Genomic DNA, 21907 nt, shown 5'->3' on the forward strand with positions numbered 1-21907 from the left:
CTTTCGTATATCATGGTATAGTTTGCATTTAACTGTAAAACAATTACAATTAACGATATGAGCAAGAATACATATAGATAGGGACAGTGGCAGGCTTCGCTTATGATGAGGCATTTATCCGAGCGCCGCGATGATGGTGGGGCAAAAATTGAGCATCCACATTTTTCTAAAGAGGAGCCGAGACAGCCTGTAGCGAAATAAAATAGAGTAAGATTTTTTACAGGTATGGAGGCTTCCTCGAATGAGGTTTAAAGATGTTTTTTCAATTATTGGCCCGGCCATGGTAGGGCCTTCCAGTTCTCATACGGCAGGTGCAGTCCGGATCGGTAAAGCGGCTCGGCAATTATTCGGTGAACAACCGGATCGGGCGCTGGTCCTGTTCTATGGTTCCTTTGCTGCGACGTATAAAGGTCATGGAACAGACTTAGCCATTGTCGGCGGGCTGCTGGACTGGCCAACCGATGACCCTAGAATTACACAATCGCTAGATATCGCAGAACAAAGTGGTATGCAGATCACCTTTGATCAAGGTAAAGGTTTGTTTACACATCCGAACACGGCCAAAATCTTTCTTTCCTCCGCATCGTCATCCAAACAATTATCCATTGTGGGAACGTCAATCGGGGGAGGTAATATTGAAATTATCGAGATCAACGGATTTAGCGTAAAGCTAACCGGTTCATACCCGTCTCTCGTTATTAAACATAATGACTGGCCGGGCGTTGTTGCGGATGTCTCGCAGTTACTCAAACAGAGACAAACGAACATTGGACATATGTCGGTTGATCGTAAAAGCCGCAGCGGCGATGCGCTGACAGTGATGGAGCTGGATGTACCGGTCACCTCGGACCTGATCGCTGAATTGCTGAACTTTCCAGCCATTCAATCCGTGGATGTCATTGATTTAAGCAGAGATCATAGTTAGAGGGGAGAATCGTCGTGAATTTTACGTCACTGCAAGAGCTAAGACAACTTAGCGAGCAGAGAAACATGTCCATAGGACATGTGATGCTCGAAGAGCAATGTGCGGAATCAGGCCAGCCATCTGAGCAAGTGTTTGCTCAAATGAGTGAATACTACAAGATCATGAAAACAGCAGTGGACAAAGGACTGCATGAAAATACAACCTCTCGCAGCGGACTGACAGGATTGGACGCGCAGCGAGTTATGACTTACAGAGAGCAAAATGAAACGAATCTGGGCGGGGCTGCTAGCGAGGCGATGGCGTACGCGCTTGCCGTCTCCGAAGTCAATGCCTCCATGGGACGGGTGATTGCGACGCCAACCGCAGGATCTTGCGGTATTATTCCTGGTGTTTTTGTCAGTTGCCAGCAGCGTTTCGGCTGGTCTGACGATCACATGGTTTACGGCTTGTTCGCTGCTGGCGCGATCGGCTACGTCATCGCTAATAACTCCTTTATTTCAGGCGCGGAGGGCGGCTGCCAGGCAGAAGTCGGCTCAGCTATCGGCATGGCAGCAGGCGCTCTCGTCGAGCTTAGGGGAGGTACGCCGGAGCAAGCGATCCACGCAGTCGGCCTTGCCCTCAAAAACTCCCTCGGCCTGATCTGCGATCCTGTCGGCGGCCTCGTTGAAATACCTTGCATCGTCCGCAACGGTTTTGGTGCAGTAACGGCACTAGCCGCCGCTGATATGGCCCTTGCAGGTGTGCGCAGCGTCATTCCATCCGACGAAGTCGTGCAAGTCATGCTCGAAGTCGGCTCGTCAATGCCGGAAAAACATCGCGAAACCGCCGGCGGCGGCCTGGCTCAAACGCCAACCGGACGCAAAATAATGAGCGACCTACGAAAAAAATAGAACAAATCCAGAAACGTACAGAGCCACCATTCTTTATGAAGGTGGCTCTGTTAAATTTTAAAGCGTTCCCAGTAGATTAAAAGCTCTAATCTCCAATAAGGGTGCCGAACAAAAACTAGCCCCCAACCCAACCCAACCCAACCCAACCCAACCCAACCCAACTCAACCCAACCCAACCCAACCCAACCCAACCCAACCCAACCCAACCCAACCCAACCCAACCCAACCCAACCCAACCCAACCCAACCCAACCCAACCCAACCCAACCCAACCCAACCCAACCCAACCCAACCCAACCCAACCCAACCCAACCCAACCCAACCCAACCCAACCCAACCCAACCCAACCCAACCCAACCCAACCCAACCCAACCCAACCCAACCCAACCCAACCCAACCCAACCCAACCCAACCCAACCCAACCCAACCCAACCCAACCCAACCCAACCCAACCCAACCCAACCCAACCCAACCCAACCCAACCCAACCCAACCCAACCCAACCCAACCCAACCCAACCCAACCCAACCCAACCCAACCCAACCCAACCCAACCCAACCCAACCCAACCCAACCCAACCCAACCCAACCCAACCCAACCCAACCCAACCCAACCCAACCCAACCCAACCCAACCCAACCCAACCCAACCCAACCCAACCCAACCCAACCCAACCCAACCCAACCCAACCCAACCCAACCCAACCCAACCCAACCCAACCCAACCCAACCCAACCCAACCCAACCCAACCCAACTCAACCCAACCCAACCCAACCCAACCCAACCCAACCCACAAACTTACCCCTGCCCTGGTCCTGTATTAATTGAACCAAGTGATATTCCTCATGCCATTATCCCATTGACTCAGTGAGTGGGAAAAACAGTAAATTGGTTCGATTCTTCGCAATTGAGATGGAACGGTTGGTAATAAGAAGACGCTTCTCTATGGTCATTAACCCATTGTTTCAGGTTGAGTGGGAAATCAGTAGGTCGGTTCGATTCTCCGCAATTGAGATGGAATGTTTGGCAATAAGAAGACGCTTCTCTATGTTCATTATCCCATTGACTCAAGTTGAGTGGGAAAAACAGTAGGTCTGTTTGATTCTCTGAAAATGAAATCGAACGTTTGGTAATAAGAAGACGCTTTTCTATGGTGATTATCCCATTGACTCATGTTGAGTGGTAAAAATAGTAGATCGGTTCGATTCCCCTCAATTGAATTGGATTGTATGGCAATAAGAAAAAGCTTCTCTATGGTCATTATCCCATTGACTCAGTGAGGGGAAAAACAAGTAGATCGGTTTGTTTCACAGCACCGAAATGGAATGTTAGGTAATAAGAGGACATGAGTCGAAGCAATGGAATTCTATAAGATAGTAAACGAGCCATGCTAAGAATAGTAACTTAGTCTTTTAAGAATGCATAATTTGGGCTAATATCATGCAGCGCATTGGGTATTAGTCGGATCAGAAAAAGACATAGAAACACATTGATGGATCAAATGTTTAAAAATAGGTATACCCTGAATGGAGAGGTTTAAACGATAGCTGAATTCGTCTAAATAAGTTTGCAAATAAGCTGCTCCAAGCCCATGAAAGGTATCGTTGATCCATTTGCTGGCTTGGGTAGCGAAAGCAAGAAGCGGACGTTTGTGCTTTGGCGTATAGAATCCAGTGACAAAGTCAATCCTTTTCGCATGTTGATCAATATGCTGCTTAGTGAAAGATTTCATTACACTTTGGTTAATATGTTTGTCTTTTGGATTTTCTGAAGTAACAACTTTAATTTTAATATAGGAAGGCTCACCGGTCTGGTTGAGTGAGGAGCCAACAAGAAGCAAATTCTCTTGAGGGTGCTTGTTTACAGATGAATGGTAAGGCCGTCCATAAACGGCCGAGTTAACACTGATTGAGCCTGTGAGAAGTGTAGATTGATCTGTTTTGTTCATAACTCGACGAATTTTATGTAAAATGGACCAAGCTGTTTTATAGGTAACTTGAATGATGGTTGATAACTCAACAGCGTTGATCCCTTTATCCGTTTGGGAAATCAGAAAGAAAGCCACGAACCATTTTCGCAGTTCTGTCCGACTAGCTTCCATGATCGTATTTGCTGTTAGTGAAGTCTGGTGATGGCAATGACAACATTCATAAAGCGGAAGTCGACGTGTCCTGGTTATGTATGCATGCCGATGATGACATCGGGGACAAGTATAGCCTTTCGGCCATTTTGTTTGATATACGTATTGAATGCATGCTTCCTCAGTTGAAAACTCCAACCGAAACTGTTCCAATGACATGTTGCCAAAATCCATACTGTTCACTCCACTCTGAATCTCAAGTAAAGAACGTTTGTTCCTTTTTATTATACCGAACATTTGATCTTATATCAACAAAAAACTGGAAATTATTTTGCGCCATTTCATTTTTTATAAGTTATTAAAACTGAGGCTATGGGATAGTGGCGATAAGGAAACCGAAAACGATATACAGAAGCGAAAGGGCAAAAGACGGGACAAAAAGCAGGGCAAAAAGGCAGGGCAAAAGACAGGGCAAAAGACAGGACAAAAGACAGGACAAAAGGCAGGGCAAAAGACAGGGCAAAAAACAGGACAAAAGGCAGGGCAAAAGACAGGGCAAAAAGCAGGGCAAAAGACGGGGCATAAGGCAGGGCAAAAGACAGGGCATAAGGCAGGGCAAAAGACGGGGCAAAAGACAGGGCAAAAGATAGGACAAAAGGCAGGGCAAAAGACAGGGCAAAAAACAGGACAAAAGGCAGGGCAAAAGACAGGGCAAAAAGCAGGGCAAAAAGCAGGGCAAAAAGACAGGGCAAAAAGACAGGGCATAAANAGCAGGGCAAAAAGACAGGGCAAAAAGACAGGGCATAAAACAGGGCATAAGGCAGGGCAAAAAGACAGGGCAAAGGCAGGGCAAAAGACAGTCAAAATAGACTATGCTCTTTAGTTCGTTCATCTTTAAAGAGGAGAGCCATAGTTTTGGGCTCTTCTTTTTTGTCCTAGTTCTGCATAAAGTGGTACTAATGACAAGCACAAGCAGGCGGGGGGGAAAGGAATGCTGCGAAGACGACGGTGGAGGAGCCGGCCTACGGGGAAAGCGAGCCGCAAACGGGTTTTGCTTATTGGGCTTCTCATCTTTGTCTTGTTTGCTGTTCAGTCATTCATGTTTGTAGAGCGCAATTTGCGCCCGCCGCTCATGAATTTGGCTAAAGTCCGTATCAAGCAGATCGCAACACAAGCGATAAATAGCGCAATTGCCGATCATGTCGCGGGAAATGCAAATGCCGAACAGCTCATCGATTGGAAAACAGACAAAAACGGTAAAATCACCGGGTTTATGCTTAATTATGCGGAACACATGCGGATTACTTCGGATACGATTAGAACTGTACAGGGCGAATTGAACAATTTGCAAAAAATTTCCGATCATATCCCGGTTGGGCAGGCAATGAATAGCGCTATTTTGGCCTCTTTCGGTCCGGATATTCCTATTAAGCTGCTTCCGGTTGGGAGTGTAAAGGTTGACTTAAACACGCGTTCCCAGAACGCAGGAATTAATATGGTTCTTTTCGAGGTATATGTCCGCATTATTGCAGAGGTGTCCGTAATTATTCCATTTGATTCCGATACGGAAATTGTAGAGACGGAAATCCCTATCTCATATTCTTTGGTCGTTGGTGATGTACCTACTTATTATTTTGATAATAAAGGGAATCCAGTTGGCAGCAACAAGGAAGCTGTTCCACCGAACCTTTCTATACCAAGCTTGCCGAACGTCGGCACGACAGCTCCAAAAGGAGAAAATACGTTGCCACAGCAAGAAAGCAAGGAGAAAGAAGAACCGCCACATTAAGAGGCGGTTTACTTGTTTTTAAGTTTGTTATAATCTTCGCGCTCCCATTTACGAAGGGATGGATAGGGATCGAAGCTCCACTCGGCAAGTCCGTTATCCCGGTAAAGGCCAAAATGCAAGTGAGGCGGGAATTTACCGGACGTCCCCTTTTTGCCGTATCCTGAGCTGCCTACCCAGCCGATAGTTTGACCGGGCGCCACAATGTCGCCTTCCTTAATGCCTTTTTGGTACCCTGAAAGGTGTGCGTAATAATGATAAAGGTTATTTACGTCGCGGATTCCAATCCGCCAGCCGCCGTAAGGGTTCCATCCCTTAATTTCAATAATGCCGTAGCAAGTGCTGCGAACCGGAACTCCATGACGAGCAAATAGGTCCGTACCTTCATGAATGCGATGCCCGCCCCAACCGCGGCTATCTCCCCAGGTGCTGCGGTAAGAGTAATCGGCCCCGATAGGTAAAGGAAATGCATGCTCATTTAAATCCAGCCTGCCGAATGCCTTATAAATCGCGGCGAACTGTATGATTCGCTCAACACTACGGGAATTTTGATAATAATTCCATAAGCTTATATGCATTTGTTCTTCTCTTGTCCCCAATTTGCTCATCAGAACTGTCATTGAAGCAAGTACATCCAAGTCATTGCTGCGATCTGCCACGCCATCGCCAGAACCGTCTCTTCCATAACCGTTGAACAAGGCAATGCTTCGCGGATTCGTGTCCTGCTGATCAGGGTTCATTAGGCCTGTCCAGTCTGATTCGGCGAAGTATATGCTGGTTAGACCTTGGTGGGCGGGTCTTTTTCTAGCGCGATTCATGGTCCGTTCATATTGGTCTACTGCAGCCAAATAGGTCCAGGGAATCCCTGTAAGCGTACTTGTTTTCTCAAAAAGCTCTTTGCGTTCGGCATTAGGGTTGCTTGTATTTTTGGATGGAGCTGGCGCATTATCATGTATGGGGATTTCAATTGAAGAAGCGGCACTTACGAGTTGAATTTCCGATTCGGTTGCAGATAGAAGAAGGCTCAGAACAAGAACCCGAGGCCAAATAGGTCTGCTTTTCATTTCTATCATCCTCCCTGAAATGTTAGTTCTTAGGATGCGCGGTTATTGGGATGTTTATCCCATCACTTTAGATTGCAGCCATTTTTTGCTATGATGCCTATAAGGGGTGGGGTGTGTGAGTTTCAATCACAGAGAAGAACATGTGGATGATCAGATGCTGCTCATTCAAGCTAATTTGGATGATATGAATCCCGAGTGGGTCTCTTATATTATGGACAAGCTCTTTGATCTTGGTGCCAACGATGTTTTTGTGGTGCCGATTATTATGAAAAAAGGGAGACCCGGCATTATGCTGAACGTTCTTGTGGAATCTGAACTGCTTAACGTGGTAGAAGAGGTAATATTCAGTGAAACAACAACGCTTGGCGTCCGGTATATGCATGCATCTTGTCATCGGTTAGCCAGGGATTTCGAAATCGTACAAACGCAGTGGGGGCCCATGAGTGTTAAAGTTGGCTATCACCAGGGGAAGTTGGTACAGTATGCTCCTGAGTTTAAAGAATGTGAGCGAGTCGCCAGGCAACATCAAGTGCCGCTCAAAAAGGTTTATGACGAAGTGAGAAAACAGTTTATGGAACGATAAAACGCCTCTTCCTGGCGAGCAGGATGAGGCGTTTTTCTCATTGGGCATGATTATGGTTGTGATTATGTTTATGCTCATGCTCATGATGATGATCATGCGAGTGGCTGTGATGGTCATCGTGAGAATGATGATGATGATCCTCATGGGAATGTGCATGGCCGTGGTCATGGGCAAGATGCTCATGGGTAATTTGCCATTTGCCAATCAACGGATCGACTTTACCGACAACGACACGAAGTACATTCGGCTGATTAGGCAAATCTCTGGTTCCAGCTCCATAGCCGATCGTATCGACGATCATTGGCGGGAAGCTTTTGGAGAATTCGTCTACGATGCCGGATATAATGCCTGCGCCCGTTGGCGTGGTTAATTCTAAGCTGTAGTTGGTAGAAGCGATGGGCAAACCGCGCATCATCTCCAAGGTAGCTGGAGCAGGGACCGGATATATACCGTGATCAATATGAATCGTGCCTGAACCAAGGGGGACAGGTGAGGCATAGATGCGCTCGATCTGCAGCGAATCAATGGCTAATGCTACACCGACAATGTCAACGATTGAGTCAATAGCTCCAACTTCATGGAAGTGGACTTTTTCCACGGGAATACCGTGAATTTTGGCTTCGGCGATGCCGATTTTTTCGAAAATAGCTAAGCTAAGTGCGGTTACTCGCTCATTGAAACCCGCTTCTTGAATGACGCGGACAATTTCGGAGTAATGCCTATGATGCTTAGGCGGGTGCTGCGGATCCAACAGAACATCAAGCTTGAGAGCTGAGATACCGCGTTTCACGACTCGTTTCCACTCGAGCATATAGGGTTCAAGTTTGATTTTGGTAAGCTCTTCTTCTATGTAAGCACGATCTGCTCCGGCATCAACAAGTGCGCCGAGGGTCATATCGCCGCTGATGCCAGAGAAGCAGTCCAAATATAAAATACGCATAATCGGAGTCTCACGCTCGTTTCGACATATTTTTGTTGATGAGACCGGCGTAGTAGCCGGCTCCAAAGCCGTTGTCGATGTTGACGACGGAGATGCCTGGCGAGCAGGCGTTTAACATCGACAGCAGGGGCGCGACGCCTGCAAGGTTCGCGCCATACCCGATGCTCGTCGGCACGGCGACGATGGGCTTGGCCACAAGCCCGCCGACGACGCTGGCGAGCGCGCCCTCCATGCCGGCGACAACGACGATCGCGTTCGCACCGCGAATGAGGTCGAGCCGGCGGAACAGCCGGTGAATGCCGGCGACGCCTACATCGAAAACCCGTTCGACGTGGCTGCCCAGGCATTCTGCGGTAAGAGCCGCCTCCTCCGCCACGGGGAGGTCGGAGGTGCCTGCGCACACGACGGCGATGTAGCCGTCGTGGACTTTAAGCATCGGGCGCTTGAACCAAGTGAGCGCCCGTGCGGTTTCGTGGTAGGTGACGCCTTCGATGGCACCTACCACATGGGCGGCTTTGGCACTATCTACCCGCGTGGCGAGCACGCGGTCGGTGTGCTCTATGAGCCGCCGGAAAATCGCCTCGAGCTGCTCGGCGGTCTTGCCTTCCCCGAAGATCACTTCGGGGAAGCCTGTCCGCTTCTCGCGCTCGATGTCCAGCTGTGCAAATCCAAGATCAAGGGTGGCATTAGCGCTTCCGCTTCCGCTTCCGCTGCCATCCTTGATGATTTGCCGTTTTGCTTCTTCGATGTCCAGGTCACCCGTCTGGACGAGCTTTAATATCTTTTCCAAATCCATCATAAGGATGCTTCTTTCACCTTTTCTTTAGTTTCCTTGGACAGCACTTCGTTCATGCTGCCGGTCCGGTAGCCCTGCAAATCCAGCGTCACGTAGGTGAAGCCGAGTTTGCTGAACTTCTCGTAAATGGCGTCTCGATGCTCGACAACCTTGTGAATTTCATCCGGCATCACTTCGATGCGGGCGATTTTATCGTGGTGACGAACGCGCACTTGATAGAGCCCAAGCTGGGACAAGAAGTATTCGCCTTCGTCCAACTGGTCGATTTTCCACTTTTCGATCTTCGTCCCGTAGGGAATGCGGGAGGATAAGCAGGCAAAGGACGGTTTATCCCAAGTTTTGAGACCAAGTTCTTTGGAAAGCTGTCTGATCTCCTCCTTGGTAAGGCCAGCCTCCTGAAGTGTGCTTCGAACGCCTTGCTCGTTCTTGGCTTGTAGGCCTGGACGGTAGTCGCCGAGATCATCGACATTGGAACCATCCAGAATATAAGGGTAGCCTAATTCTTTGGCTAACTGCTGCAAATGTGAATAAAGTCCCGTTTTACAATGGTAACAGCGGTCCGGATTGTTGGCGACGAAATTCGCATTCTCCAGCTCTTTAACCTCTGTTTTGTACAGTGGGACGCCAATTTGTTCGGCAAGTTCGACGGCTGCGTCAAACTCTCGTGACGGGAACGTTTCAGACGCTGCGGTGACGGCTAACACTTGATCGCCGAGCTCCTGCTGCGCGCGTTTCAGGACGAAAGTGCTGTCTACGCCTCCGGAAAAGGCGATTAACACACGGCCCATCCCCCTAAGGATTTCGCCTAAACGTCTGTCTTTGTCACGTGTAATTTCTGTTATGCTCATGTTTCTTCCCTCCCATACAGCCCTTATGAATGCCGGACTGCTTTGGTCTTTGGCCCATCTAGCTAAGTGTATCACAACTGACTGGCAAAGTGGATTGTTTTGTCAAGCATTCATGTTATAATAACAACAACGAGAAACCAATAAAAAGGCGGGATTTACCGGTGCCTACCAAACCTCTAGAGAGAAAACCTGAATGGCTCAAAATTAAACTCACCACAGGTGAGAATTTTAAAGAACTCAAGTCCATGATGCGTTCCAAGACGCTGCATACCGTTTGCGAAGAAGCTAAATGTCCGAATATTCACGAATGCTGGGCGAATCGGACCGCGACATTTATGATATTAGGCGATATTTGTACGAGGGCTTGCCGTTTTTGTGCGGTGAAGACTGGCCTTCCGACCGAACTCGATCTTCAGGAGCCGGAACGTGTAGCTGATGCTGCTTTGCAAATGGGTCTGCGTCATTGTGTGGTGACTTCCGTTGCCCGTGACGATTTGGAGGACGGAGGCGCGATGATCTTCGCCGAGACGATCAAAGCGATTCGCCGCAAAATGCCGCTTTGTACCGTCGAAGTGCTCATTCCGGACTTCTTGGGGCGCGAAGCGTCGCTCATTACGGTGCTGGAAGCGAAACCGGACATTTTGAACCATAATATCGAGACCGTTGAACGCATGTCGGATCGTGTGCGATCCAAAGCGAAATATCGCCGGTCGCTTGAACTGCTCGAACGTTCCAAACGTATAGCACCAAACATTCCTACCAAATCCAGCATCATGATTGGTGTTGGCGAGGAGTGGGACGAACTGCTGCAAACGATGGACGATCTGCGCGGGATTGACTGCGACATCATGACCATTGGGCAATATTTGCAACCTTCTCCTACCCATTTGGATGTAAAGAAGTATTATACCCCGGAGCAGTTTGCTATCCTTAAAGAAGAGGGAATGAAACGCGGGTTCAAGCATGTGGAATCCGGCCCGATGGTACGAAGTTCTTATCATGCACATGAACAGGTTCAATCAGCAACTGCTACCAATGCATAGCAAAAATTAACCTATAATCGGGTCTTAGAAAGGAGAGCTTCCTAACATCATGATCCATATCGCAAATAAGACATACGAATTAGTGACCGACCACAAAAACGGCTGGAACTTTGAAGTGTTCCGGGACCGCTTTAGCGAAGTGCTGGAACGCTATGATTATATCGTAGGGGATTGGGGTTATAGCCAATTGAGGTTAAGGGGGTTCTTCAAAGAGAATCATCCGAAGGCCACGAAGGAAAGCTCGATTGCCGCGCTGCAGGATTATTTAAATGAGTACTGCAACTTCGGCTGCGCCTACTTTATTATTGAGAAGGTAAACACCAAGCAGAGCGCGCCGGTAGAAACAAGCGTACCGGTTTCATAAGAAGTTTTTCCAAACAAAAGACGCCCGCCAACGCTTAAAGCAGCGAATGGGGCGTCTTTTTCATTTAACGTCATAACCGACGAAGGCTTCCCGAACGCGGTTCCAGAATGGAAATGAGCGGAAACGGGCGAACTTGACCTTCACATTGGACGCTACGCGGCAGCGAATCGATACAACATCACTGCGCTGCATATAGAGGTGGTCAAGCGATAAAAGCATGTTCTGGTGAGCCTTAGGAATAATATCGCAATGGTGATGCTTCGGCAAAATCATCGGCGATCCGAGCGTTCGGTATACGCGATTATTAATCGATGCGATTTCGGCGACTTGAATGGCCTCAAGGGATGGATGCACCATGGCGCCGCCTAAGCTTTTATTATAAGCTGTGCTGCCGGCAGGAGAAGAAATACAAATGCCGTCGCCGCGGAACATTTCAAACATCTCATCGTTGATCTGAAGCTGTGCGACTAAGGACACTTCAATGCCTCTCAGTGTAAATTCATTGAGCGCCAGATGCGTTTCAACGCCGGATTCTGTCGTAATTTCGATTTCAACCACAGGATATTGAACAACACGAAGCTCCTCAGGAGTTGTGACGCTAAACATCAGCGAAGCCAGATCATCCAGCTCGTCTGGTTTCCAGTCCGCAAAAAAACCGAGATGGCCCGTATGAATACCGACAAATGCGATTTGAGGTAGCTGCTGCACATATTTATGAAACGCCTGAAGCATCGTGCCGTCTCCGCCAATCGAGAGGACGATGTCCGGATTTACTTCATCCCTGGGCATACCTTGCTGAGCAGCGAGTGCATGAAACCGCTCCGTTAACTTCTTGGAGATTTCATCCCCTCGTTCAATCACATTGTATTTCAATGGTCTAATCCTCCTAAGTAGGGCTAAGAAATTTCTTTGGAACAGTATTTCTCAATCTCATTAAGAATCGTTTCGGGAGTATCCCGGAACTCGGCGGCGACCCGATAGGCATCGTGGCCGATATTCGTGACCCGGACTATTTGGCCGAATACCGTAATGGGCTGCGGAAAGTGCGGCAGAATAAAACTGAATTCCAAAAATAAGGGACAAAAAAGCCGATTCGTAGTGACAAATGAAAGACCTCCAGCACTAATATCAAGCAACTGTCCGGCAAATGCAACGCCTTTGTGCGCAGATTGCCTGCGAATTCCGACAATGCGCAGCGTAACGGGGGTTCGAACCGATAGCCTCGAGCGATTGAAAAGACGTTTTTGCTGGGTGAAAATTTCATCAGGAATCGAGAGTGTAAGCAGGCAGCACGTTTTTTTCAATTCGAGTCCGATCAGGTCGACGTATGTAAAATATAAAAGTCCGCGGTCTTTAAAGGAAAATTCAATAAAGGACACAAGTTCGAGCTTATCTAGTGGATAAAGACCTGAAAGTTCTAACAATACAACGAATGAAGAATCGCCAATTTGTTCAATCTTAAAACTTTCCTCACAGCAGAAAGGTTGTCCATCCTTGGATTCGCCGACGATAATCAGTCCACAATCGGCTTTCGGTGCAATCAATTCTAGTTCTAGTGCTTTATTCCAATCCATAGCATCACCAGTTGGATAGATTTGCATTCATGAACCGTGAAACATAGCATCATTTCTTCTTTCATAATAATCAATAAAAGTAAATAAGAAAAGCCCCAAACGGGGCTTTTGTCGAGATATGGGAAATTTTGCGCCGCACCTTTCTATTTCCATGATCGCGTGCTCGTTACCAATGGGAGTTCGAAGTCATGGACAAAATTGGAGCTGACCGGCCGGACGCGAATAGAGAAGTGCGGGCCGTGAACGAGATGGCTGGGAATGGTCGCATGATATTTTTGGGTTTGTTCGACAACTTCGCCTACGGGCTCCATGGGAACAACCCGTTGTTTCCAAGCGCCTCCTTGTTCCTCATAATAAATAACTTCGACGGCCGCATCGGGTGGCCAAATGGGTCCGAAAAGAACGTCAGCCGTAATTTCTTTGGTAGACGGATCGTTAAGATTCAGCGGAGCCACGGTTGAAATTCTGGCGGAACGGTCATCAACGCCGATGATTTTGACATGATACCAATTACTGAGGATGAATCTTTTGTAATCAGCGACCCTCGTTGCAACTTCATATCCGTTGCCAGCAAAATGCCGGGCTCGGTCTGCCGTAGGCAAATAGGTCAATTCGGTATAATCCTGCACCATGCGATGCGTATTATACACTGGACTAAGCGTCTCCATCGACCGCTTCATCCGGCTAATCCACTGATGCGGAAGCTCGCCTTGATTATAATAGAGCGGAATGATTTCCTGCTCCAGAATTTTATAGATGGACGCGGTATTTTCCTTTTCTTGTGCAGCCCAGTCCGCAGTGCCGGCAGATCCGATCGCCCATCCATTGGAACCGTTGTACCCTTCCTCCCACCAACCGTCCAGCACGCTGAAATTCAGCACACCGTTTAACGCCGCCTTTTGTCCGCTCGTTCCGCTTGCTTCGAGCGGTCTGCGGGGGTTGTTGAGCCAGACGTCGACGCCCTGCACTAAGTAGCGGGCCATATGGATATCGTAGTTTTCGAGGATGACGATTTTGCCCAAAAACTCTTTTTTCTGCGAAATGCGATAAATTTCACGGATCAGCTCTTGCCCCGGGTAATCAGCAGGATGCGCTTTGCCGGCGAAAATAAATTGTACCGGTCGTTCGCTGTCGTTGATCAGTTTCTTCAGCCGGTGCAAATCGTTAAAAATCAGGTTGGCCCGCTTGTAAGTGGCAAACCTTCTGGCGAAACCGATCGTCAGAGCTTTCGGATTCAGATAGTGTCTAACTTCTTCAATCCGCTCTTCAGACTCTCCGTTACGTCTGCGCTGCTCAGCTAAATTACGCCGCGCAAAGCGGATCATATCCTCCTTCAGCTGCATATGCACCTTCCACACCGAATCATCCGGTATGACCTTGACCGTCTGCCATTGATCCTTATTGGCCTGCTCTTGCTTCCAGGTGCCGGGGAGGAAGCGATCCAGCAATTCTTTCCATGCCGGCGCAATCCACGTGTCCAAATGTACACCGTTCGTAATCGAATCGATGGGCACCTCTTCCGCATCGATATTGCCATGGAACTCCCGGAACATCTCACGGGATACTTGACCATGCAGCTTGCTGACACCATTGCGAAGTCCTGCCAGGTTCATCGCCAAATGGGTCATATTGAATTGACCTGTTTGGTAATCGAGACCGAGGGTAACGATTTCTTGCTTGTGACGGGATAAATCTTGGAGCAGCGGTCCTAGATAATGTTCTACCATCCCGATGGAGAACGTGTCATGCCCTGCAGGTACAGGGGTATGTGTTGTGAAGACGGTGGCAGCCCGGACCGTCTCGACCGCTACATGAAAAGGAAGCCCAAGTTGCAGTAGTTCCTTCAATCGTTCAAGCGTAAGGAAGGCTGCGTGCCCTTCATTGATATGGTACACGTTCGGATAATACCCAATAGCTCGAAGGGCCTTAACACCGCCGATGCCGAGCGCAATTTCTTGCGCGATACGCGTGTCTTGGTTACCTCCATAAAGCTGAGCGGTAAGCTCTTTATCCGCCTGGTTGTTGGCGTCATGATCGGCATCCAGCAAATAAATAGTATTTCTGCCGACTTGGACGTACCATACTTGTAAAGAGATTGCCCGCCCCGGCATATCTATAGAAACAAGTAGAGGTTGGTTATCTTTCATCACTTGCTTAATTGGCAGCTTGCTGAAATCATATTGCAGCAGCTCGGCCTGTTGACCACCGGAAAGGTCGATTTTTTGAGTGAAATACCCCTTCTTATATAAAAGTCCAACACCTACGAGAGGAATTCCAAGATCGCTCGCCGATTTACAGTGATCTGCGGCCAGGATGCCCAACCCGCCTGAGTAAATGGGCAGCGACTCGTGAAAGCCGAATTCCGCTGAGAAGTATGCAATCCGCACATAGCTTCTGTCAGCATGATTTTCTTGGAACCATGTGCTTCCATGCATATATGAATCGTATTGCGCAATCACATGTTGATAGGCAATCTGAAAATCCGGATCCATACTAAGAGCTTGCAGCGCTGATGGATCCAAATCTTGAAGCAGGCGCACGGGATTATGACCGGATTGCTCCCACTTCGCTTCATCCATGCGGGCAAAAAGCTTGAGCGCATCTGGATTCCAGCTGAACCAGAGATTGTATGCAAGATCCGTAAGTCGCTGAATAGCTTGCGGTAACGGCTGTATTGGTTTCGTTAAGGCAGCTAGCATATCTTGGTGTCCTCTTCCTTTGTTTGGATTTTCATGAATACCCATATTATCTTGTTCCACCAACCTTTTCATACATCAGTTTAAGTAAGGAGTATGCGGCAAACAGGAGCGCGATGACTGAAAAAGTTGAAAGTATGATCGTCACGCTGACGGGAAGCAATAGTTTCAGAAAGCTGGAAAGGGGGGATGCGGCGTCGTATTCCGGTAAAAATACGGCTGCACCGTCACGAAATCGCTGCATAGGCTCCCAAATAAGGAGCACAATAGCAGCTGAGAGCAGAGCATGTACGAATCTCGCCGTCACGAAAGGCAAGTAACGCAGATTCGTATGGCTTAGCAAGCTAACGATCTGGGCATGAACCGACAGACCGGCCCAGGACAGGATGAAAGCGGCGATCGCCACTTTGCTGGATAAAGCCAGCGCAGCGGCTGCAGAGCCGGCGGCCTTCGCGCCGAGCGTGACTTCGAAGAGGCCATTCATAACCGCTTGCGAGAGCTCATGCGGAAGCCCAGTCACTTGCAGCGCGCTTCGGATCAGAAGATACATAGCGTTCATGACCTTGGCCGCTGTCAGTACTTCGAGCACGACGGAGAAGAATACGACCAGTCCACCGACGACGAAGATCAGGTTGAGCGAATGAAGAATGGATTGGCTAAGCAAAGTGCCAATTGATCTTCCGTCATTCAGCCGCGCGGTGTGCATCGCATTAAAAGCTCGCTTCCACACCCAGCCCTTGCTTTTGGCTTCCAAAGGCGTGCTCATGCTCTTTCTTCCGTGAAATCGCATGAGGATGCCAATAATCACAGAGCCGCCGTAGTGGGCTACCGCTAGGATCATGGCGAGGGAGGCGTCATGGAAGAAACCCACAGACACCGCACCGATCAGGAAAATCGGATCGGAGCTCGTGGTGAACGCGACAAGTCGTTCACCCTCTTCCCGATTCACCAGCCCCTGCTCCCAGAGCTGGGAGGTCAATCTGGCGCCGACGGGGTAACCGGCGGCGAAGCCCATCGCCATCACGAAACCGCCGATGCCGGGAATGCGAAAGACAGGACGCATCATCGGATCGAGCAGCGTCCCGAAAAAATGCACGATCCCGAAGCCGAGTAAAATTTCGGAGATGACGAAAAAGGGAAACAGGGCGGGAAAAAGCACGTCCCACCAAATGGAAACGCCGCGCAAGGCGGCCTTCATGCCTTCGTGTGGAAAGAAGAATAAGCACAACACGATGGCAATGATGATGAAAACGATCAGTAATGCTACGGTAAAGTTACGTTTTTGCATCGCACGGCACACCTCCTTCATTCCACTATATGAAAAGAGGTGGACATACATGCCGTCCCAAAAAACTTGGACTTTGGTACTGTTATCTACATGCTTTTATGGTAAAATAGGACTACGAAAAGTTGTATATCCTTGACAGCGGGAGTGATTCATATGACAGGTGTGATTGCTGGATTCGTCGTATGTGCTTTTGTGTTTGTCATTCGTGAGACATTAATGAACACGGCTGATGAGGATTTAGAAAATTACTAAGTGTTTACAGATAAGTGAGGTTAGGCAGCATGGCAGACAACGATCGCCGTACATTGTATGAACTTATGGGGGGAGCGGAGATGATTCGCAAGCTGGTGGAGGCTTTTTATCCCAAAGTGCAAAATCACCCTCTGCTGGGACCTCTGTTTCCTCCGGATCTTACACCCGTTATGGAGAAGCAATACTTGTTCTTGAGCCAATTTTTCGGCGGGCCTACGTTGTATTCGGATCAGCATGGGCACCCGATGATGCGAGCGAGACACATGCCGTTCCCCATTACGGTGGAGCGCGCAGATGCTTGGCTGAGCTGTATGGCTGAGGCGATGGCGGAAGTAGGCTTACCGAACGACTTAAGGGATTTTTTATTAGAACGGTTAAAAGGCTCCGCCTATCACTTCGTTAATACACCCGATACCGAATAGTTCTCTGCTCCTATATACTTTTATTTGAAAAAGGCGGGGTTCCACGATGATTGAACCTTTATATGACATTACGGTAACGTGCACCTTTTGCACCCGTACATATAAGACGAAGAAAGTTCGTCCCAGCTTTAAAAAAGCATCGAAGACGGATACGGATTTCTGTATGCATTATAAAGAAATAAATCCCGAGTTTTATGTGGTTCGAATCTGTCCAACATGCGGCTATGCGCATACGGAAAATTTTTCAGACAAATGGAAGCCGTCGCAGCGGGATGCATTCCAGTCCAGAATTGTTCAGAACTGGACGATGCGTGATTATTGTGGAGAGCGAAGCTGGGACGATGCGCTGCTAAGTTACAAGCTTGCGCTGCTCAGTGCACAGATCAAGGAAGAGAAGTCACGTGTCGTGGCCGGACTGCTTCATCACATTGCTTGGTTGTATCGTGAACAAGGCGATTGGGAGCAGGAGAAGCGCTTCCTGGCTTATGCGCTGGATGCTTACGTAAGCGTGTATGAAACCGAAGGCATGGATTTGAATAATGCCCGCTTGATGTATTTGATGGGAGAGCTTAGTCGCAGACTCAGCTACTATAACGACGCGGTAAAATGGTTCTCAAGAGTGATTAATGACCGGAAGATAATGGATGCGGGCATGATACGTGCCTGTCGCGAGCAATGGGTCGTAACTCGAGAAGACATGCTTGCCGCTAGAATGGAACTGCCGGAGGAAATGAAACAAGCAACATGAACGAATTAAGCAAAATAAACAAATGAACGCTTATGATTCTGGGATTGGACGGCTTCCCTTGAATTAATAAGCGTTCATTTTTTGTTTGACGATCTTAGCACCCGTGTAAAAGGTGAAACGATTTTTCCCGCTGCGTTTGGATTCATATAGTGCGTAATCGGCTTCGGATATGATTTGCTGTAGTTCCTCCTGCAGCGCTCCGGCAATGGAGATTCCGATCGATATCGTTATCTGCGGGTAGTCGCTGTGGATCTGCCCGTGGAAGCTATCGGCTACAGCTTCGCAAAGACGCTGGGCATACGCGGCAAGGTGCATGGGGTCCGTCTCCGTACTGAACAGGATGAATTCTTCGCCGCCGTACCGGGCTACATAATCTTGTTCCTGAACATGATGCCTCAATATACTGGCTATGTCTCGCAGCAACTGATCTCCTTCCAAGTGGCCGAAGTGATCGTTATACTGCTTGAAATTATCGATGTCGATCATCATGATCGAGACTTTGCGCATTCTCATTGCATTCTTAGCGATGGAAATAAAACTCCGCAAATTTGGCAGGCGCGTTAAACCGTCTTGATTGGCCTGCATTTCCAATTGCCGCTGCATCCTCCAGTTCTTATTCTCATCATTGACCATGGCGATCAGGAGGATAAACGTAGCCGCCATGATGATGAGCATAAATAACTGATCCATAACATGATCCAATGAAAGTACGCCAGTGAGATATCCGTGAGTAAGCAAATGTACGAAAAATACGAACAAACATATTTGCAAGCCATGACGAATAGGAATGTCCAAGAAGCCGCTGCGATATTCTTTATTATGGAAGAAAGAACTAAGCAAAGCGGGAGCTATTAGGTCTTGGGCAATAATGAACACACCGTGATTTTCATGAAGAATGAAGCTGTAACAGGAAGGCAGCACGGTGGAAAGGATGGCTAATGGGAGTCCATATCGTAAACCGGCCATGAAGATAGGCAGTGAGCGTAGATCGATTAAGCCAAGCGCCTCAGGCAGAGGCTCCAGCATCATGATGATGCTGGCTAATCCCGTAAGAAGCGGGGCAAGAAGGTGCTCATACGACTCGATGAGCATCTTGTTGCGAAGCTTCATTGCGATGTAGTTTAGGGTAACTAACGTACACGCGCTTGTAAGTGGGATGAGATATTCATTCATAGGGCTAACCTACTCCTTAAGCCCGGAAGCTACGATTATTACTTTCGTATAGCGCTATCCGCCAATAAATAATCGCGGTCTGTGTCAACGATCGTCAGTCTATTGTGACAACAAGGAAACACAAGCAGCTTTTTCTTACCTTCGTGAATGGATTGCAGTTCGTGGATTTTGAGCGGTAACAGCACATTAGAGCTACGGCAAAATGGACATTCCGCCACATAGACGTCCTTCATGATAATCTCATAGGGCCAAGTATTAGCAAAAGGGATCAAGAATTACTTCGTTTCCGGCTCGCTGCTGTCAGGCGGAGAGGCCTTGGCAAGCTCTGCCAATTTTTGTAGTAAGATATGCTGTGGCATATGCATCAGATGCTCAAGCGGCACTTTGAGTTGCTCGGCTAGCTTTTGAGCTGTTTCCGGTGAAATTTGTAACGGTTTCATTATCGTACACACCATCCTGTTCCGATTTGTCCTTGTGGAACCATACTTAATAGATATCATACTTTTTACCTAGAAGCAATGCTGAGATTGGAAGCAATTGGCGAATTCGGGTCAAGTATGATTTAATAAAAAAAGAAAGGAAAGGTGATCAGCTTGCTGAAATTACCACTCAGTCAAACATGGAATTTGGACTCCTTTTTTCCTGGCGGCAGCGAGTCTTCCGCTTTCGCGGCATTCCTAAAGGAGCTGCAGACGTCAATTGCTTCATTTCAAGAAAAAGTGAGAGGTGTGACCTCACCGCAGCGTGCAGAAGATACGGCTTCTCTACAGGAACTCGTCGAATTATATCAACGTAATCTGAAACACGTTCACGAAGCGGACTCATTCGTAGGATGCCTGCTCGCCGACAATCAGAAAGATAAGAAAGCGGTCATTTTAGGCGGACAAGTCAAAAGTTTGTATGCGGATCATCTATCTTCGCTTACCCGCTTTGATCAGGTTCTGACAGGTATTCCGGATGATGTGTGGACAACGATTCTTGCGAAAGAACCTTTTCAAGCAGTCGCTTTTAATTTGGCTGAACGCCGTAAGTTGGCGCAAGAAAAGTTATCTCCCGAAATGGAGGCCCTGATCAATGATTTAGCCGTAGATGGCTATCATGGGTGGGGAGACTTGTATAATACGACCGTTGGTCAATTCCGCATGCCGATTGAAGTTGATGGCAAACAAGTCGAATTGTCCGCAGGTCAAGCTTTTAATAAGCTACATACGGAGAACCGCGAAGAGCGTTTGGAGCTTTTCGAGAAATGGGAGAACGCATGGGCGGATAAAGCGGAGTATGCCGCTGAAGCATTGAATCACTTGGCTGGATTCCGTTTACAGGTTTATAAGTACAGAGGCTGGCAGAATGTACATAAAGAACCACTCAGCATTAACCGCATGCAAGATAAAACGTTGAACGTCATGTGGGAAGTTATCGACCGCAACAAGCCGGTTTTCGTTGAATACTTAAACCGCAAAGCGAAGCTGCTTGGGGTGGATAAATTGGCTTGGGTCGATGTGGACGCGCCTCTGGGCGACTCCTCCAAAAAGATCTCCTACGATGATGGAGCGAAGCTGATCGTGGATCAGTTCCAGCGCTTCAGTCCGAAGCTTGCCTCTTTCTCTGAACAGGCTTTTGAGAATCGCTGGATCGAAGCGGAGGATCGTGCGGGCAAAAGACCAGGAGGTTTCTGTACATCCTTTCCTTTGGCCGGTGAGACGCGCATCTTCATGACCTATGGAGGTACGCTCAATAACGTCTCAACGCTTGCCCATGAGTTGGGTCACGCATATCATCAGCATGTGATGAATGATATGCCGGCACTAGCGCAAGAATATGCCATGAATGTCGCGGAAACTGCTTCCACTTTCGCTGAAATGATCGTAGCGGATGCCGTCGTGAAGAGCGCAGCGACCGATGAAGAGCGTATTGTTTTGCTTGAAGATAAAATTCAGCGCGCCATTGCGTTCTTTATGAACATTCATGCAAGATTCATTTTCGAGACGAATTTCTACGAAGAACGCCGACAAGGATTGGTTAGTGCAGAGCGCTTGAACGAGCTTATGGTAGACGCGCAGAAAGTAGCCTACAAAGATGCGCTAAGCAGCTATCATCCGCATTTCTGGGCTGCCAAGCTGCATTTTTACGCGACGGATGTCCCTTTTTATAACTTCCCTTATACATTCGGTTATCTGTTTAGCGCAGGGATTTATGCAAGAGCGGTCCAAGAAGGACAGGCATTCGAAGACAAGTATGTGGCCTTGCTTCGGGATACGGGCAGCATGACTGTTGAAGAGCTTGCACTTAAGCATCTTGGCGTCGATGTGACGCAGCCGGATTTCTGGCAAAGTGCAGTCGACATGGCGGTAGCAGATGTGAAACAGTTTATGGCGCTGACAGAGGCTAAGGTTCAAAAATAAGAAAAGAAGGCTCGCCTTGTTCATCTAAGGGCGAGC

21 protein-coding genes and 1 pseudogene are annotated in these 21907 nt (G+C 48.2%); 9 read left to right on the plus strand and 13 right to left on the minus strand.

Features of this window, described 5'->3' with window-relative positions; all coding sequences use genetic code 11:
* Positions 1–241 precede the first annotated feature (241 nt).
* Positions 242–925: an L-serine ammonia-lyase, iron-sulfur-dependent subunit beta gene (gene sdaAB, locus ACFQZT_RS18085; protein WP_379302248.1), complete on the plus strand. Its 684-nt coding sequence runs from the start codon at positions 242–244 to the stop codon at positions 923–925.
* A 14-nt stretch (positions 926–939) separates the two neighbouring features.
* Positions 940–1815 (plus strand): L-serine ammonia-lyase, iron-sulfur-dependent, subunit alpha, encoded by an 876-nt coding sequence (gene sdaAA, locus ACFQZT_RS18090; protein WP_379302249.1) that lies wholly within the window; start codon positions 940–942, stop codon positions 1813–1815.
* A 1435-nt stretch (positions 1816–3250) separates the two neighbouring features.
* Here the strand turns inward: sdaAA and ACFQZT_RS18095 are convergent.
* Both ACFQZT_RS18095 and ACFQZT_RS18100 read right to left on the minus strand, forming a co-directional pair.
* Positions 3251–3913, minus strand: coding sequence for a DDE transposase (locus ACFQZT_RS18095; protein ID WP_379302285.1), 663 nt, complete (start codon positions 3911–3913; stop codon positions 3251–3253).
* A gap of 36 nt (positions 3914–3949) precedes the next feature.
* Positions 3950–4189 (minus strand): annotated as a pseudogene (locus tag ACFQZT_RS18100) (transposase); the annotation flags it as partial.
* Between the two features lie 694 nt (positions 4190–4883).
* On the opposite strand from ACFQZT_RS18100, the gene yunB reads away from it, so the two are divergent.
* Positions 4884–5681: a sporulation protein YunB gene (yunB, locus tag ACFQZT_RS18105; RefSeq protein WP_379302250.1), complete on the plus strand. Its 798-nt coding sequence runs from the start codon at positions 4884–4886 to the stop codon at positions 5679–5681.
* 8 nt (positions 5682–5689) lie between these two features.
* On the opposite strand, the gene ACFQZT_RS18110 is transcribed toward yunB, so the two are convergent.
* Complete coding sequence (locus ACFQZT_RS18110; RefSeq protein WP_379302251.1) at positions 5690–6742, minus strand: M23 family metallopeptidase; 1053 nt, start codon at positions 6740–6742, stop codon at positions 5690–5692.
* Positions 6743–6857: 115 nt separating this feature from the next.
* On the opposite strand from ACFQZT_RS18110, the gene larC2 reads away from it, so the two are divergent.
* The gene (larC2, locus tag ACFQZT_RS18115) at positions 6858–7325 is read left to right on the plus strand and encodes a nickel pincer cofactor biosynthesis protein LarC2 (protein ID WP_379302252.1); all 468 of its coding nucleotides are present in this window, start codon (positions 6858–6860) and stop codon (positions 7323–7325) included.
* A gap of 37 nt (positions 7326–7362) precedes the next feature.
* Here the strand turns inward: larC2 and larC are convergent, their stop codons facing one another.
* From larC to larE, 3 genes are read right to left on the minus strand one after another with little or no spacing between them, the layout of a single operon-like run.
* Positions 7363–8265 (minus strand): nickel pincer cofactor biosynthesis protein LarC, encoded by a 903-nt coding sequence (gene larC, locus ACFQZT_RS18120; RefSeq protein ID WP_379302253.1) that lies wholly within the window; start codon positions 8263–8265, stop codon positions 7363–7365.
* Positions 8266–8275: 10 nt separating this feature from the next.
* Positions 8276–9064: a nickel pincer cofactor biosynthesis protein LarB gene (gene larB, locus ACFQZT_RS18125; RefSeq protein ID WP_379302254.1), complete on the minus strand. Its 789-nt coding sequence runs from the start codon at positions 9062–9064 to the stop codon at positions 8276–8278.
* Positions 9061–9909, minus strand: a complete 849-nt coding sequence (gene larE, locus ACFQZT_RS18130) for an ATP-dependent sacrificial sulfur transferase LarE (RefSeq protein WP_379302255.1) — start codon at positions 9907–9909, stop codon at positions 9061–9063. Before larE ends, larB begins: the two co-directional genes overlap by 4 nt.
* An 89-nt stretch (positions 9910–9998) precedes the next feature.
* On the opposite strand from larE, the gene lipA reads away from it, so the two are divergent.
* The gene (lipA, locus tag ACFQZT_RS18135) at positions 9999–10952 is read left to right on the plus strand and encodes a lipoyl synthase (RefSeq protein WP_379302256.1); all 954 of its coding nucleotides are present in this window, start codon (positions 9999–10001) and stop codon (positions 10950–10952) included.
* 49 nt (positions 10953–11001) lie between these two features.
* Complete coding sequence (locus tag ACFQZT_RS18140) at positions 11002–11316, plus strand: YutD family protein (protein ID WP_379302257.1); 315 nt, start codon at positions 11002–11004, stop codon at positions 11314–11316.
* Between the two features lie 60 nt (positions 11317–11376).
* Here ACFQZT_RS18140 and ACFQZT_RS18145 read toward each other — a convergent pair whose 3' ends face one another.
* From ACFQZT_RS18145 to ylbJ, 4 genes are all read right to left on the minus strand, one after another.
* The gene (locus ACFQZT_RS18145; RefSeq protein ID WP_379302258.1) at positions 11377–12189 is read right to left on the minus strand and encodes an NAD kinase; all 813 of its coding nucleotides are present in this window, start codon (positions 12187–12189) and stop codon (positions 11377–11379) included.
* 23 nt (positions 12190–12212) lie between these two features.
* Positions 12213–12890, minus strand: a complete 678-nt coding sequence (locus ACFQZT_RS18150) for a PilZ domain-containing protein (RefSeq protein ID WP_379302259.1) — start codon at positions 12888–12890, stop codon at positions 12213–12215.
* Positions 12891–13033: 143 nt separating this feature from the next.
* Positions 13034–15589, minus strand: coding sequence for an alpha-glucan family phosphorylase (gene glgP / locus ACFQZT_RS18155; RefSeq protein ID WP_379302260.1), 2556 nt, complete (start codon positions 15587–15589; stop codon positions 13034–13036).
* A 46-nt stretch (positions 15590–15635) separates the two neighbouring features.
* The gene (gene ylbJ / locus ACFQZT_RS18160) at positions 15636–16874 is read right to left on the minus strand and encodes a sporulation integral membrane protein YlbJ (RefSeq protein WP_379302261.1); all 1239 of its coding nucleotides are present in this window, start codon (positions 16872–16874) and stop codon (positions 15636–15638) included.
* 281 nt (positions 16875–17155) lie between these two features.
* On the opposite strand from ylbJ, the gene ACFQZT_RS18165 reads away from it, so the two are divergent.
* Together ACFQZT_RS18165 and ACFQZT_RS18170 are read left to right on the plus strand one after the other, a co-directional pair.
* A complete protein-coding gene (locus ACFQZT_RS18165) occupies positions 17156–17548 on the plus strand; it encodes a globin domain-containing protein (RefSeq protein WP_379302262.1) in 393 nt (130 codons plus the stop codon).
* A 46-nt stretch (positions 17549–17594) separates the two neighbouring features.
* Entirely contained in the window at positions 17595–18296 is a 702-nt protein-coding gene (locus ACFQZT_RS18170; protein WP_379302263.1) for a DUF2225 domain-containing protein, read from the plus strand.
* Positions 18297–18359: 63 nt separating this feature from the next.
* Here the strand turns inward: ACFQZT_RS18170 and ACFQZT_RS18175 are convergent, their stop codons facing one another.
* Genes ACFQZT_RS18175 through ACFQZT_RS18185 form a run of 3 tightly spaced genes read right to left on the minus strand, consistent with a single transcriptional unit; the run spans position 18360 to position 19909 of the window.
* A complete protein-coding gene (locus tag ACFQZT_RS18175) occupies positions 18360–19469 on the minus strand; it encodes a GGDEF domain-containing protein (RefSeq protein WP_379302264.1) in 1110 nt (369 codons plus the stop codon).
* 38 nt (positions 19470–19507) lie between these two features.
* On the minus strand, positions 19508–19741 hold the full coding sequence (locus ACFQZT_RS18180) for a hypothetical protein (RefSeq protein WP_379302265.1): 234 nt from the start codon (positions 19739–19741) through the stop codon (positions 19508–19510).
* Positions 19742–19744: 3 nt separating this feature from the next.
* Entirely contained in the window at positions 19745–19909 is a 165-nt protein-coding gene (locus tag ACFQZT_RS18185; protein WP_379302266.1) for a YycC family protein, read from the minus strand.
* Positions 19910–20065: 156 nt separating this feature from the next.
* Between ACFQZT_RS18185 and ACFQZT_RS18190 the strand changes: the two genes are divergently transcribed.
* Complete coding sequence (locus ACFQZT_RS18190; protein ID WP_379302283.1) at positions 20066–21871, plus strand: M3 family oligoendopeptidase; 1806 nt, start codon at positions 20066–20068, stop codon at positions 21869–21871.
* Positions 21872–21907: the final 36 nt, after the last annotated feature.

The organism is Paenibacillus sp. GCM10027628 (assembly GCF_042676385.1).
In the GTDB taxonomy this organism is placed as follows: domain Bacteria; phylum Bacillota; class Bacilli; order Paenibacillales; family NBRC-103111; genus Paenibacillus_E.

Bases quoted from the DNA above. Each gene is read 5' to 3' on its own strand.
- ACFQZT_RS18170 (WP_379302263.1), top strand. From the start codon at position 17,595: ATGATTGAACCTTTATATGACATTACGGTAACGTGCACCTTTTGCACC.
- ACFQZT_RS18185 (WP_379302266.1), bottom strand. From the start codon at position 19,909: ATGAAACCGTTACAAATTTCACCGGAAACAGCTCAAAAGCTAGCCGAG.
- larB (WP_379302254.1), bottom strand. From the start codon at position 9,064: ATGATGGATTTGGAAAAGATATTAAAGCTCGTCCAGACGGGTGACCTG.
- yunB (WP_379302250.1), top strand. From the start codon at position 4,884: ATGCTGCGAAGACGACGGTGGAGGAGCCGGCCTACGGGGAAAGCGAGC.
- ACFQZT_RS18140 (WP_379302257.1), top strand. From the start codon at position 11,002: ATGATCCATATCGCAAATAAGACATACGAATTAGTGACCGACCACAAA.
- larE (WP_379302255.1), bottom strand. From the start codon at position 9,909: ATGAGCATAACAGAAATTACACGTGACAAAGACAGACGTTTAGGCGAA.
- ACFQZT_RS18175 (WP_379302264.1), bottom strand. From the start codon at position 19,469: ATGAATGAATATCTCATCCCACTTACAAGCGCGTGTACGTTAGTTACC.
- ylbJ (WP_379302261.1), bottom strand. From the start codon at position 16,874: ATGCAAAAACGTAACTTTACCGTAGCATTACTGATCGTTTTCATCATC.
- larC (WP_379302253.1), bottom strand. From the start codon at position 8,265: ATGCGTATTTTATATTTGGACTGCTTCTCTGGCATCAGCGGCGATATG.
- sdaAB (WP_379302248.1), top strand. From the start codon at position 242: ATGAGGTTTAAAGATGTTTTTTCAATTATTGGCCCGGCCATGGTAGGG.
- ACFQZT_RS18095 (WP_379302285.1), bottom strand. From the start codon at position 3,913: ATGGAAGCTAGTCGGACAGAACTGCGAAAATGGTTCGTGGCTTTCTTT.
- ACFQZT_RS18165 (WP_379302262.1), top strand. From the start codon at position 17,156: ATGGCAGACAACGATCGCCGTACATTGTATGAACTTATGGGGGGAGCG.
- glgP (WP_379302260.1), bottom strand. From the start codon at position 15,589: ATGCTAGCTGCCTTAACGAAACCAATACAGCCGTTACCGCAAGCTATT.
- ACFQZT_RS18150 (WP_379302259.1), bottom strand. From the start codon at position 12,890: ATGGATTGGAATAAAGCACTAGAACTAGAATTGATTGCACCGAAAGCC.
- ACFQZT_RS18110 (WP_379302251.1), bottom strand. From the start codon at position 6,742: ATGAAAAGCAGACCTATTTGGCCTCGGGTTCTTGTTCTGAGCCTTCTT.